Source organism: Mesorhizobium sp. B2-5-3 (genome assembly GCF_006441005.1).
Lineage (GTDB): Bacteria > Pseudomonadota > Alphaproteobacteria > Rhizobiales > Rhizobiaceae > Mesorhizobium.
Genome location: NZ_VFUS01000009.1, coordinates 23281 through 36043, shown reverse-complemented (window position 1 = coordinate 36043; position 12763 = coordinate 23281). Strand labels below are relative to the sequence as shown.

The 12763-nt window shown below is 63.0% G+C and carries 11 protein-coding genes; 4 read left to right on the top strand and 7 right to left on the bottom strand.

Annotated features, from left to right (window positions below; translation table 11 throughout):
- Positions 1 to 79 precede the first annotated feature (79 nt).
- Positions 80 to 757 carry an MIP family channel protein gene (locus tag FJ867_RS21150; RefSeq protein ID WP_140685133.1) on the top strand — a complete coding sequence of 226 codons (678 nt, stop codon included), beginning with the start codon at positions 80 to 82 and terminating at the stop codon, positions 755 to 757.
- Positions 758 to 835: 78 nt separating this feature from the next.
- Here the strand turns inward: FJ867_RS21150 and katG are convergent, their stop codons facing one another.
- Positions 836 to 3034 carry a catalase/peroxidase HPI gene (katG, locus tag FJ867_RS21145; RefSeq protein ID WP_140685132.1) on the bottom strand — a complete coding sequence of 733 codons (2199 nt, stop codon included), beginning with the start codon at positions 3032 to 3034 and terminating at the stop codon, positions 836 to 838.
- A gap of 125 nt (positions 3035 to 3159) precedes the next feature.
- Between katG and FJ867_RS21140 the strand changes: the two genes are divergently transcribed.
- Positions 3160 to 4068 carry a hydrogen peroxide-inducible genes activator gene (locus FJ867_RS21140; protein ID WP_140498340.1) on the top strand — a complete coding sequence of 303 codons (909 nt, stop codon included), beginning with the start codon at positions 3160 to 3162 and terminating at the stop codon, positions 4066 to 4068.
- A 228-nt stretch (positions 4069 to 4296) separates the two neighbouring features.
- On the opposite strand, the gene FJ867_RS21135 is transcribed toward FJ867_RS21140, so the two are convergent.
- From FJ867_RS21135 to FJ867_RS21115, 5 genes are all read right to left on the bottom strand, one after another.
- Positions 4297 to 4980, bottom strand: coding sequence for an SGNH/GDSL hydrolase family protein (locus FJ867_RS21135; protein ID WP_140498341.1), 684 nt, complete (start codon positions 4978 to 4980; stop codon positions 4297 to 4299).
- A gap of 88 nt (positions 4981 to 5068) precedes the next feature.
- Positions 5069 to 6022, bottom strand: a complete 954-nt coding sequence (locus tag FJ867_RS21130) for an ABC transporter permease (protein ID WP_140498342.1) — start codon at positions 6020 to 6022, stop codon at positions 5069 to 5071.
- 3 nt (positions 6023 to 6025) lie between these two features.
- Positions 6026 to 6988 (bottom strand): ABC transporter permease, encoded by a 963-nt coding sequence (locus FJ867_RS21125; RefSeq protein ID WP_140515064.1) that lies wholly within the window; start codon positions 6986 to 6988, stop codon positions 6026 to 6028.
- 9 nt (positions 6989 to 6997) lie between these two features.
- Complete coding sequence (locus FJ867_RS21120) at positions 6998 to 8509, bottom strand: sugar ABC transporter ATP-binding protein (RefSeq protein WP_140623948.1); 1512 nt, start codon at positions 8507 to 8509, stop codon at positions 6998 to 7000.
- A 68-nt stretch (positions 8510 to 8577) separates the two neighbouring features.
- Complete coding sequence (locus FJ867_RS21115; protein WP_140818504.1) at positions 8578 to 9657, bottom strand: substrate-binding domain-containing protein; 1080 nt, start codon at positions 9655 to 9657, stop codon at positions 8578 to 8580.
- 322 nt (positions 9658 to 9979) lie between these two features.
- On the opposite strand from FJ867_RS21115, the gene FJ867_RS21110 reads away from it, so the two are divergent.
- Both FJ867_RS21110 and FJ867_RS21105 read left to right on the top strand, forming a co-directional pair.
- Positions 9980 to 10630, top strand: a complete 651-nt coding sequence (locus FJ867_RS21110; protein WP_140818502.1) for an SGNH/GDSL hydrolase family protein — start codon at positions 9980 to 9982, stop codon at positions 10628 to 10630.
- Between the two features lie 81 nt (positions 10631 to 10711).
- Positions 10712 to 11782: an ROK family transcriptional regulator gene (locus tag FJ867_RS21105; RefSeq protein WP_224646902.1), complete on the top strand. Its 1071-nt coding sequence runs from the start codon at positions 10712 to 10714 to the stop codon at positions 11780 to 11782.
- Positions 11783 to 11790: 8 nt separating this feature from the next.
- On the opposite strand, the gene FJ867_RS21100 is transcribed toward FJ867_RS21105, so the two are convergent.
- On the bottom strand, positions 11791 to 12570 hold the full coding sequence (locus tag FJ867_RS21100) for a class I SAM-dependent methyltransferase (protein ID WP_246675098.1): 780 nt from the start codon (positions 12568 to 12570) through the stop codon (positions 11791 to 11793).
- Positions 12571 to 12763: the final 193 nt, after the last annotated feature.

The following is a 12763-nucleotide window of genomic DNA, read 5'->3' as shown; positions in this document are numbered from 1 at the left end:
TTTCGGTTGGGAATACTCTTGCCGCCATGATTCGCGGCGCGGAAAGCGTGGACCGGCGGATCGTCACGAGGAGAGGGCAATGAAGACTTATCTGGCGGAAGTTCTAGGCACATTCCTGTTGGTGTTCATCGGCACCGGGTCGGTGGTGACGGGCGGCTTCGGCGGCGCGCTGCCGCTGGGACAAGAAGGCATCGGGCTGGCCTTCGGCATCGGCCTTATCGCGGCCGCTTACGCGATCGGCCCCATTTCGGGCGCGCATCTCAACCCGGCTGTAACACTCGGCGTGTTCCTTGCCGGCCGGTTGCCGGCCAAGGACGTCATCCCCTACTGGATCGCACAGATCATTGGCGCCATCCTGGCATCGCTGGCGCTGTGGATCATCGTCTCCGGCCAGGCCGGGGGACACACTGGCGGCTTCGGCGCCAATGGCTGGGACGAGACGAAATGGGGCGTCTCTTCCGCGTTCCTGTGGGAGTTGATCGGCACCTTCACCTTCGTCACCGTGATCCTCGGCGTTACCGCGGAAAGGCATGCGACGGCCTTCGCTGGACTGGTCATCGGCCTGACGCTGGCGGGTATCCACTTCGCCATGATCCCGGTGACCGGCACATCGGTCAATCCGGCCCGTTCCATTGGCCCGGCGCTGTTCTCGGGCGGCGCCGCGATCAGCCAGCTCTGGCTGTTCATCGTCGCGCCGCTGATCGGCGGCGCCATTGCCGGCGTCGTCGCCAAGGCGCGCGTCTTCGAAAAGGACTGACTTCGGAAGCCTGGACAAGAAAAAGGCGCGGGGCCAAGCCCCGCGCCTTTTTCTTGGGTCGAGAAGTCCTTGCTCGGATCAGGCAGCGATGTCGAACCGGTCGGCGTTCATCACCTTGGTCCACGCCGCGACGAAATCCCTGGCGAATTTCTGCCCGGCATCCGCGGACCCGTACACCTCAGACAGCGCACGCAGCTGCGCATGCGAGCCGAAGATAAGGTCGGCGCGGGTGCCGGTCCACCTGACCGCCTTGGTCTTGCGGTCGTGCGCTTCGTAGATCTCATCCGAACCGGCGGCCGGATCCCAGACCGTGTTCATGCTGAGCAGGTTGACGAAGAAGTCGTTCGTCAGCGTGCCCGGCCTGTCGGTGAACACGCCGTGCCTGGACTTGCCGGTATTGGCGCCGAGCACCCGCAGGCCGCCGACCAGCACCGTCATCTCCGGCGCGGTCAGCGTCAGCAACTGTGCCCGGTCGACCAGCATCGCCTCGATCGACATCGGCTGCGGCCCCCGGACATAGTTGCGGAAGCCGTCGACTTTCGGCTCAAGCGCGGCAAAGGAGGCGACGTCGGTCTGTTCCTGCGAGGCATCCATGCGGCCCGGCGTGAACGGCACCTTCACCTCGTTGCCGCCATCCTTTGCCGCCTTCTCGACCGCGGCGACGCCGCCGAGCACGATCAGATCGGCCAGCGAGATCTTTTTCCCGCCGGTCTGTGCCGCGTTGAACGCCTTCTGGATGGATTCGAGCGTGGCAAGCACCTTGGCCAATTCAGCAGGCTGGTTGACGTCCCAGTCCTTCTGCGGCGCCAGCCGGATACGGGCGCCATTGGCGCCGCCGCGCTTGTCGGAACCCCTGAACGTCGAGGCCGAAGCCCAGGCGGTCGAGACCAGTTCGGAAACCGACAGGCCCGAGGCCAGGATCTTGGCCTTCAGCGATGCGATATCCTGTTCGCTGACCAGTTCATGGTCGACGGCCGGGATCGGATCCTGCCAGATCAGCTCTTCCTTCGGCACGAGCGGGCCAAGGTAGCGAACGACCGGGCCCATATCGCGATGGGTGAGCTTGAACCAGGCGCGGGCGAAGGCATCGGCGAACTGATCCGGATTCTGGTGGAACCGCCGCGAGATCTTCTCGTAAGCCGGGTCGACCCGCAGCGCGAGATCGGTGGTCAGCATGGCCGGCGCGCGGCGCTTGGAGGGATCATGCGCGTCCGGCACCGTGCCGGCACCTGCGCCGCCCTTCGGCGTCCACTGATGGGCGCCGGCCGGGCTTTTCGTCAATTCCCATTCGTAATTGAACAGGTTGTCGAAGAAGTTGTTGCTCCATTTGGTCGGCGTCGTGGTCCAGGTGACCTCGAGCCCCGAAGTGATGGCATCGCCGGCAATGCCCGACGCGTGCTTGCTCGACCAGCCGAGGCCCTGCGCCTCGATGCCGGCGCCTTCCGGCTCGGCGCCAACCAGCGAGGCATCGCCGGCGCCGTGGGTCTTGCCGAAGGTGTGGCCGCCGGCGATCAGCGCCACCGTCTCCTCGTCATTCATCGCCATGCGGCCGAAGGTTTCCCTGATGTCGCGTGCCGAGGCAAGCGGATCAGGCTTGCCGTTCGGGCCTTCCGGATTGACGTAGATCAGGCCCATCTGCACGGCCCCGAGATGGCCGCGAAGCTCGCGGTCGCCGGAGTAGCGCTCGTCGTCGAGCCATTTGGTTTCCGATCCCCAATCGACGTCCTGCTCGGGTTCCCAAACGTCGGCGCGGCCGCCGGCGAAGCCGAAGGTCTTGAAGCCCATCGATTCCAGGGCGACATTGCCGGTGAGGATCAGCAGGTCGGCCCAGGAGATCTTGCGGCCATATTTCTGCTTGACCGGCCACAGCAGGCGGCGCGCCTTGTCGAGGTTGGCGTTGTCAGGCCAGCTGTTGAGCGGTGCGAAACGCTGCTGGCCGGCGCCGGCACCGCCGCGGCCGTCACCGATGCGGTAGGTGCCGGCGCTGTGCCAGGCCATGCGGATGAACAGCGGCCCGTAATGGCCGAAGTCGGCCGGCCACCAATCCTGCGAATCCGTCATGACATGGTGCAGGTCCTTGATCACCGCGTCGAGATCGAGGCTCGCGAACTCCTTGGCATAGTCGAAGTCCTCGCCCATCGGGTCGGAGAGGTTCGACTGCTGGTGGAGAACGCCGAGGTCCAGCTGGTTGGGCCACCAGTCACGGTTGGTCCTGGCACCGGGTCCATGCGCGACAGGGCAGTTGCCCGCGCTGTTGTCGTCGGTTTTCGCGTCCATCTTGCACTCCAATTTTGCCGAGGGTTCCGGGCAGCCAGCGCCGCCATCCTGGAATGATTCCAGACTAGGCCAGCCTGCCGATAAAAACAAATTGCCTTTCCTGTTCCTTTCAATAGGATTTTCTTATGATAGGCCTAACCGTCCGCCAGATGCATTATTTCGACGCACTTGCGCAGACGCTGCATTTCGGGCGTGCGGCGAAACTTGCAGGCGTGAGCCAGCCGGCGCTGTCCTCGCAGATCGCGGAAATGGAGCAGCGGCTGAACTGCCGGCTGTTCGAACGCGGCGGCAAATCGGTGCGCATGACCGACGAGGCGGCAGCCCTTTTGCCGCGCATCGAACGCATCCTTTCCGACATACGCGAGGTCGAGACCATCGCCCGGCGTGGCCGCCCTGCCATGGGAGGGCGCTTCCGGCTGGGCATCATCCCGACCGTCGCGCCCTATCTTTTGCCGCGTGCGCTGCCCGAGCTGAAAATGCATTTCCCGGACTTGCTGCTCGAACTGCGCGAGGCGGTGACCGCCTCGCTCGTCGAGGACATCGCGTCGCAAAAGCTCGATGCCTTCATCGCCGCGCTTCCGCTCGACCATCCCGGCCTGGTGACCGAGGCTTTGTTCCCCGACCGGTTTTTCCTGGCCGTGCCGTCAGGCGATCCGGCTTTCGCCTCGCCGCCGGTGCCGCCTGAAAGCCCGGCGCTGGAAAGGCTGATGCTGCTGGAGGAGGGCCATTGCCTGCGCGAACAGGCACTGGCTGTCTGCGGCAATGTGCGGCCGGTGGCGATGGCAAGCTACGGCGCCACCAGCCTGACCACGCTCTTGCAGATGGTGGCGCACGGGCTCGGCGTGACGCTGATCCCGGAAATGGCCACGGGACCTGCCGGCACTATCCCCGATCTCAAGATCGTGCCGTTCCAGGAACCCATGCCGCAGCGCACGATCTGCTTTGCCTGGCGGCGCAACAGCACCTTGCACAATGAGTGCAGGGAGCTGGCGAAGATCATACGAGGATTGGCGGCGGCGGTGCAGGCGGTGTGAAGGACGAGGAGCCCAAGCTGGCTATCAGCCCAGGCAAACCTCGAATGTGCGCTTGTTGAACGGCTTGAGTGGATAGCTCGTCTTCATAAAAGCAAGTGGGTCAAGTGCCACGGAACGTGTTGGGCAGAATTACGGACCGGGCTCATCGTTGGGTCCATAATGGCATACAGGAAGAATGCGACACGCCTGCAAACCGGCCTGTTGCGCAAGCCGGCGGGCGTCGCGACTTCAGGCGGCGGTGCTGGCTCGGCTTGGCTCAAGAATAGACTTGACCTTGTCGGCGACCGCGCGGCCGAGATCGGCGTTGTTGCCAGCGGTGAAATGGATGCCGTCGATACCGTCCGTGGTGACGAAATCGCCGGCATTCAGAAAGTCGATCTTCATGAAATCCGCCATCGCCTTGTACTGCCTGGCCAGCTCCCTGGATTTTTCGTGGCCGCCGCCGAACATGCCCTCGAACCAGGGATCGGGCATCGGGGTCAGCGGCGGCGGCGCGATGACCAGCGCCTTCGGAGCCGGATAAGGCGTGCCGATACCGCCGGCGCTCGTCAGGATCTGCCCGACCAGTTTCGCCATTCCGTTGGCGATCTCGTAGGGTGTCCGGCGAAAATAGGATTTCGTGTCATTGGTGCCCAGCATGACGATGACCAGATCCAGCGGCAGATGGCTGGCGATGGCAGAGGGCAGGTAATTGGCGCCGTTGAGGCGCGGGTCGTTGGGATCGTCGAGACAGGTCGTGCGCGCACTCAAACCTTCTTCGATGATGTGGTAGCCCGCTCCCAGCGCCGCCGCCATAACACCCGTCCAGCGCTGGTCATAGGGGTAGCGGTAGGTCGGCGACCCTTCCTTGACCGGAACCCAGCCCCAGGTCAGCGAGTCGCCGTAGCACATGATATTTTTTGGCGGTGACATCCATGTTTCTCCATCTGTTTGCAGTTGTCTGAACGTGCAGATCTATCGATCCAGCTCTAACGCCGGTGCCGGCTTGCCTTGTTTCGATTCAGGAGGTTCGCACGCGCACTCCGTAGAAGATCGCCGCACCGAGGATGATGACGCCCTGGGCGATGAGCTTGCCGGGTTCGTCGATGCCGAGCACCGTCATCACGACGAACAAAAGCGCGAAGCACAGCGAGCCGAAGAAAGGTCCCCAGACGCCGCCGTCGCCGCGACCGAAGGCGACGCCGCCAAGGATCGTCGCCGCGACTGCCAGGATCGGCAGGTCGAGACCGACGCGCACGCTGCCGACGGCGATTGAACCTGTCTGTACCAGGGCCGCGATCGCCGCGATCAGGCCGGCGAGCGTATGCGCCAGGATGACCGTGCGCTGGACCGGCACGCCGGAAAAATGGGCGGCTTCGGCATTCTCGCCGACAGAGGCCACGTAACGACCAAACACTGTCTGCGACAGAAGCAGCCACACCGCGGCGGTCAGCATGATCCAGAACAGCACCGGCGTCGGAACCGACAGGAACTTCGTGTTGTAGAGGTCGTTGAACAGTTTCGGCACATCGCCGGGTGGATTGCCGCTCGACAGGAACTGCACCAGTCCGACCAGGATGATGCTGACGGCCAGCGTGACTATGACGGCCGACACCCGCCGGATGCCGATCATGAAGCCGTTGAACAGGCCAATGACGAGGCCCGTGGCGAGCGCCAGTACGACGAAGAAGGGCAGCGACGCGCCCGGGAAACTGCCCGACGAGATGAAATAGTTGATCAGCAGGATGATGCCGCCGCCGGAGAGGTCGATCGACTTCACGCGCATGACGACGAGCTGCCCCAGCACGAGAATGCCGAGCGGAACGATCTGCCTGATGAAGATGCCCATGATGTTGAGGTTGAGCATGTTCGGCCGTGCGACCCACAGCGTGGCCAGAAGCACGAGGAAGACAAAGTAGGACGGCGGTATGCGAAGCAGACGCCGGGCAATCGGGTTTGCGAGAACGGCAGTCATCGCTCAGAGCCCCATCTTCTTGCGGGATTGCAGCCCGACCACGGCCAAGAGAATGCCGCCCTTGATCGCCGTCTGGACAAAGGGCGAGACGTTGGCGAGGTTCATGCCATTGGCCAGCAGTGCCATCACAAGCGCGCCGATCACCGTGCCGTGCAGGCTGCCGATTCCGCCTGAAAGCTGGGTGCCTCCAAGTGCCACGGCGGTGACCGTGTCGAGTTCGAAAAGCAACCCGACATTTGGATCACCCGACACGATGCGCCCGGCCAGGAAGACACCGGCAACGGCCGCGAAACAGGAGCAGACCACATAGGCGAGGATGATGTTGCGGCGATCGGAGACGCCGAAATTGCGGGCAGCGCTTTCGGCCCCCGACGCGATGCCGCCGCCGATCGCAAACAGATGCAGGCCGTATCGCGATCCGTAGAGCAGCTTCCAGGCCAACAGCATCACGACGATTCCCCAAAAGACCGGATAAGGAATACCGAGGAAACTGCCTGAGACGGCAGCAATGACGATCTCCGGAACGGTGCCGCCGGAGACGGGACGCAAGATGCGCGTGATGCCAAGGACAATGTACTGCGTCGATAGCGTGGCGATGATTGGATGGACGTTGAAACGGGTGATCGCCAGGCCGTTGATCAGCCCGATGAATGCGGCCAGCACGAAGACCGCCGGGATCAGCACGATCGCCGGCTGGTCGAGCGCCAGCACCGCCGTCGTGAAACTGATGACCGAGCCGACCGATAGATCGAGCCCGCCGACGAGCACGACAACGAGTTGTCCGGCCGCCGCGATGACCAGCGGCATCGCCTGCGCAACCAGGTTGAAAAGGTTTTCGGCCGTTGCGAACTGCGTCGTCTGAACCGACAGCCACAGCGAAATGAGCAAGGCAACCAACAATGGCAGACCCCATTGGCCCTGCCGTGTGTTCCGGCCACTCACGATGTTGGACAGGCTACGATACATGGAAGGCCCCTAGTGCCGGCGCGCCGAGCCGCCCGTCAGGGCCGCGTCGAGGATCTTGTGCTCCGTCGCCTGTGCTGCCGGCATTTCGGCCACGACTGTGTCGTGGTGGACGACATAGATGCGGTCGCACAGCCCGATCAGCTCGATCGTCTCGCGCGACAGCACCAGCACCGCGCCACCCTTGCGGGTGAAGTCGCGCAGCAGATGGTAGATCTCGGACTTGGCGCCGATGTCGACGCCACGGGTCGGCTCTTCCACCAGGAGAAGATCGAGATCCGCGGCGAGGTAGCGGCCGAGCAGTACTTTTTGCTGATTGCCGCCCGACAGCGAACCGACCGGAGCGGACGGCCCTGTCGCCTTTATGTTCATGACATCCATCATGCGGGCGATGACGCTTCGATAGGGCCGCGCCGGCGCAAGTTCGCGTCGCCTCGAATGCAATCCGATGGCGATGTTGTGGGCGATCGGCAAAGCGAGAAAGAGCCCCTCCTCCTTGCGGTCCTCGGGGACGAAACCGACCTTCAGCTGCTGCAAATGGCGAACGCCTGATGATGTCGAGAGCGGCATGTCGAGCGTTTTGCCGTTGATGGAAATCGTCCCGGCAAAAGGATGGTAGCGGCCGATGAGGGAGCGCAAGAAGCGCTGCTGGCCCTGTCCCTCAAGCCCGGCGAGGGCGACGATCTCGCCCTTGTGCAACGTCAGCGACAGAGGCTGCGATGTCTCGGTGATCCTGAGATTCTCGACGCGCAGGATTTCGCCGCCCCTGTCGCCCGTGCGATCTGGGAACAGGTCCTGGAGTTCGCGCCCGACCATCATGGCGATGAGTTCGTCTGCGGTGATCTCGGACACCGTTCTGGTGCCGACCAGTGCGCCGTCCTTCAGCACCGTCACAGTGTCGCACAGCTCGAAGATTTCCTCCATGCGATGCGAAATGTAGACGATTGCCTTTCCCCTATCGCGCAGGCGGCGGATATTGCGGTTGAGCACATCGACATCGGCCGCGTTGAGCGCCGCTGTCGGCTCGTCGAGAATAAGCACGCCGGCGTCGGCCTGGATGCAATGCGCGATCTCGACGAATTGCCGCTCGGCAATGGTCAGGTTGGAAACGAGTTGCGAGGAGTCTAGCGTGAGACCGAGTTCGCCGAGTGCCTTGGCGGTTCGGCTGTTCATCGCGGAATAGTCGATCGAGCCGAACCGGTTCGTCGGCTCCCGGCCGAGAAACATGTTCTCGGCGATCGACAGATTAGGCAGCAGCGAGTGTTCCTGGAAAACGGTCGAGATGCCGGCATCGAGCGCGGCGCGCGGTGACTTCAGATCGAGCTTTTCCCCATTCATGAAGATCCCGCCGGAATCGGGCTGATACACGCCCGCCAGGATCTTCATCAAGGTCGATTTTCCGGCGCCGTTCTCGCCCATCAGGGCGTGAACGCTGCCGGCCTTCAGATCGAGGGAAACGGAGTGGAGCGCCTTGCTTCCCCCGAATGCCTTCGAAATGTGCGACATCTCGATAAGATTGGCCACTAAACCCTCGCTTCACCACTGGAAGGGCCCGCGGGGACGCTTGTCCACTCCCCGCCGGCCACGGCGTGTCACTTCTTGCCGTAATATTCCTTGAGCTTTTCTTCGGGGAGTTCGCTCGGCCACCAGACATTGGCCGTCAGGTCGTCGCGATAGTATTTCGCGGCCTTGTCCTTGTCCCAGCCATCAGGGTTGTAGACATAGCGCTTGTAGAGTTGCTTGCCCTCGAGCAGGGCTACAGCGGCGCGCACGCCGGCAGCACCCTGGGCCGGGCTGTATTCCGGAGAGATCGACTTGAATCCATCCGTGATCCACTGGCCGAAATAGCCATTGTTGCCCTCGCCCGAAATCGGCGGGATCGGCGTGCCGAACTGCTTGAAGACATCGACGCAGGCGCGCGTCATGTCGGCGCCGGACGACCAGATGCCGTCGACCTGCGGATTGTTCAGATAGAGCGTCTCGCACAGCTTCTTGGCCTTGTCATACTGCCAGTCGCCATGCTCCTCGGCGATGATCTGCACATGTGTGCCCTTGAGCGATTCCAGTAGCCCATTGTAGCGGTTGGTGTCTTCCGGGTGGCCGGCAAGGCCGCGCAGGACCCAGATCTTGCCGTTGTCGCCAACGGTCTTCACCAGCCAGTCGCCCATTACCTTGCCGAAGTGCTCGGCTCCCCCTTGGATTTCGGTGGTGTAGGCATCGGAATCGATGCGGCCGGTGTGAAGGATGACGGGGATGCCGGCGGCGACCGCCTTGGCAATGCTGGCGTTGGCCGACGTGCTGGTCACCGGCTGAACGATGATCGCGTCGACATGCTGGGCGATCAGATCCTCGAAATCGGCTACCTGCTTCTTCTGATCGAAGCCGGCATCGAGGAGGATGAACTTCGAGATGCGCTTGTCCTTTGCCGCGGCATTTTCCGCCTCATGCGCGACCTGCACGGTCCAGGTGTTGGCGTTGACGCCGAAGTCGCTCATTCCGATGACCCAAGGGGGATCCTTCTTGAATGCGCCGGCCTCGGTCATGCGCGTGTCGTCGGGGCGCGGCGCGACGCCGTCCATCAGCTTGACATCTTCCGCGTGCGCCAGGGACGTTACGGCAAGCGCTGATACAACGAGCATCCCCAGCCCGACGGTTTTCAGCAATCCTAACATTGAACTCCTCCTTGTGGTTGCTCCGGCCGTACGGACGCGCACGGGCCGCGAGACGCTCTCCCGATGCATGCTTGTCGTCGCGAACCGACCTAGGCACGCAATTCTCCCGCCCCCGAACACATGTGTGTCGAGGCCCAATTTCGGCTGGACAATGATGACGGTCGAGAACTCCTCCGGGCACTTTAGAAGCATAGTGGGTTTGACCTGTCAATAGTTAGTCATGTTGAATGACTATTCCGTTGCTTGCCTTTCGCCACTCCGCTATTCATCATGAAGAGCGCTCGTCCTGCACCGGCGCGCGGTCAGTCCCGGCGGGAAAATCATGCGATCAGTCTTGTGCTACGGCGACTCCAACACGCACGGCCAGATCCCCGGCAAGGGGCCGCTCGAGCGCTATGGCCCGGCTGAGCGCTGGCCGGGGATACTGCGCGCTCAGCTAGGCCCCGACTGGTATGTCATCGAGGAAGGATTGAGCGGTCGAACCACCGTCCACGACGATCCGATCGAGGGGGCACACAAGAACGGTAGAACCTATCTCCGCCCCTGTCTGCAGAGCCATGCGACGCTCGACCTCGTCATCATCATGCTCGGCACCAATGACCTCAAGATCCGCTTCAACCAACCGCCGTCGGAAGTGGCTATGGGCATAGGCTGCCTTGTCTACGACATCAAGGAACTGGCGCCCGGTCCGGGCGGCACCACACCCGAAATCATGATCGTCGCACCGCCGCCGATGCAGGACGACGTCAAGGAGTGGAAGTCCATCTTCGCCGGCGCACCGGAGAAATCGCGGCTGCTGGCGCTCGAGTTCGAGGTGCTGGCGGATTCGCTCGAACTGCACTTTTTCGATGCCGGCTCGGTGGTGTCCTGCAGCGAAGCGGACGGATTTCACATCGATGCCGAAGCGCACAGACTGCTTGGCACCGCACTCGCCCGCGCGGTCGATGCGATCGGCTGGAGCCGCTCGACATGAGCAACCATACCGCCGCCCGGCAATGCGCTCTTACCGATGGGGCGACCCTTGCCTGACATGAGGTTTGCACCACCCAATCCCTTGCGCATCGCCGATCGTGCGAGCGGGCTGAACGCGTTGAGCGTGCGCAGCTACAACGAGCGTCTGGTGCTGTCGCTGCTGCTTCAGAACGAGGGCATATCGCGGATGGAAATCGGCGAGAAGACCGGTCTGTCGGCGCAGACGGCCTCGGTCATCGTCCGCTCCCTCGAACAGGAAGGGCTGGTCTCGCAGGGCGAGGCGCAGCGCGGCCGTGTCGGGCCCCCCACCATCCCGCTTTCACTCAACCCGGAAGGCGCCTACGCGGTCGGCGTCGGCTTCAGCCGGCGCAGGATCGACATCGCGCTCATCGACTTCATCGGCACCGTGCGCTTCCACACGCAGTTGCCCGCGGATGAAGCCAATCCGTTTCCGCAAAACAACGATTTGCTTGCGACGATCAGGCAAGCCATGACGAGCCTGCCGGTCGAGGCGCGCAGCCGGGTCGCGGGTATCGGGCTGGCCGTTCCCGATGAGGTCGACGCCATGGCTGCAACCGGCAACGGATCGAGCACGTCCCTGAAGGCTTTGCAAAGCGAGATCGAAGAGCAGATCAAGCTGCCGGTCTTCGTCCAGAACGACATCACCGCGGCGGCCGGCGGCGAGAGCATGTTCGGTGTCGCAAAGCCGCTGAACGACTATTTGTTCTTCTATCTCGGAGCTAGGCTGCAGAGCAGGCTCATCCTCAACCACCAGATCTATAAGGGAAACTCCAGTGCCAGCTTCGATCATGGCCTCATGCGCCTGGAAAGCGAACTGGCCATGCGCGGACGCTCGTCCGAAATCATCTGGAGCAGCAGCCCTGAGTGGCCTGATCTTGGAGAGGCCTACACCGAATGGCTGGGGGAATGCTCAAACCGCCTGAAAGCATCGATCTCGGCGCTAACCCAGTTTGTCGAGTTCAGGACGGTCCTCCTGTCCAGCTATGCGCCGCAGAAAATCGCCAAGGCCTTGTGCGCCGATATCGGCCGGGAATTTGCCGCTGTCCAAGCGTTGCCAGCGCGGGTGACCATCAGCCCGAAAGCCGTCGGCGCAGCCAGCCTGCCGTTCAGCTCGCGGTTTATGATTCAATGATCGGAACGCTAAGAACAGAAGGGTTGCAAAGCCCCATCTGAGACGTGGATGCACCCGGTTTGAATGTCGGCTAACTCCGGTGCGAGAAGCTGTCCCTCACGCCATCTTCTGTGACCTCGCGCATCAGGAACGGGATGCCGACGACCGTCATCGGCAATTCCGCGCGGAAGCGGATGTGCGTGGGACCTCGTAATGCACGATCTGGCCTGGGGTGATGGCCCGTCACCCTGTCGGAGCACCGCGACGCCGGCGTAGTGGCTTCCCAATTGCCAGAAGGGCAGCGGGAACCGCCCGCGCTCCTCTTCAACGATGCGGAAGCCCGCCTCTCGGATCAAGTGCAGCGGTTGGCGGTTGAGATGACAGCCGCCGGCGATCTGTCCCCACGGCTTGTTCAGCCGCTCCTGCCATCTGCGGCCGCGCGGCCCCTCGGCCTGGCCGTGCTCGATGAAGATCAGCCGGCCCATGGGTTTCAATATGCGGCGGATCTCGGTCAGCGCCGCGTCAGGGTCGGGAATGGTGCAGAAGGCATAGGTGACGACGACCGTGTCGGCGAGGCCGTCGATCAAGGGCAGCCTTTCGCCGCTGGCCCGGATGCAGTCGACGTCGAACGGCAGGGAACGGATCTTCGGTTCGGCCAGGCCAAGCATCGTGCCGTCGGGATCGATGCCGACCAGCCGCTCCACCCTGGCGGCGTCGTAATAGGGAAGGTTCAGGCCGGACCCGAAGCCGACTTCGACGACAATGCCCTGCGCCCGCGGGATCAGGCGCCTTCGCATGCGCGCGAACACGTTTGCCGAACAGCCGGCGTGGACGAGGTAGGGAGCAATGCAGCGTGCGTACCAGGAGAGACAGGATTGGCACATGTCTCAGCCTCCTTTCCCTGCGTTCTTGACGCCGATGGGAACGCCACCCCCGGCAATGGCCTCGGACGTGCAATGCTGGCTGAGAGTATTGACCGGTGACATTTCTCGCTCCAAGGAG

What these genes read in the sequence shown, in the direction of transcription:
- FJ867_RS21150 (WP_140685133.1), top strand. Translation starts at nt 80, where the DNA reads ATGAAGACTTATCTGGCGGAAGTTCTAGGCACATTCCTGTTGGTGTTC.
- katG (WP_140685132.1), bottom strand. Translation starts at nt 3,034, where the DNA reads ATGGACGCGAAAACCGACGACAACAGCGCGGGCAACTGCCCTGTCGCG.
- FJ867_RS21135 (WP_140498341.1), bottom strand. Translation starts at nt 4,980, where the DNA reads ATGTCACCGCCAAAAAATATCATGTGCTACGGCGACTCGCTGACCTGG.
- FJ867_RS21115 (WP_140818504.1), bottom strand. Translation starts at nt 9,657, where the DNA reads ATGTTAGGATTGCTGAAAACCGTCGGGCTGGGGATGCTCGTTGTATCA.
- FJ867_RS21140 (WP_140498340.1), top strand. Translation starts at nt 3,160, where the DNA reads ATGATAGGCCTAACCGTCCGCCAGATGCATTATTTCGACGCACTTGCG.
- FJ867_RS21125 (WP_140515064.1), bottom strand. Translation starts at nt 6,988, where the DNA reads ATGTATCGTAGCCTGTCCAACATCGTGAGTGGCCGGAACACACGGCAG.
- FJ867_RS21110 (WP_140818502.1), top strand. Translation starts at nt 9,980, where the DNA reads ATGCGATCAGTCTTGTGCTACGGCGACTCCAACACGCACGGCCAGATC.
- FJ867_RS21130 (WP_140498342.1), bottom strand. Translation starts at nt 6,022, where the DNA reads ATGACTGCCGTTCTCGCAAACCCGATTGCCCGGCGTCTGCTTCGCATA.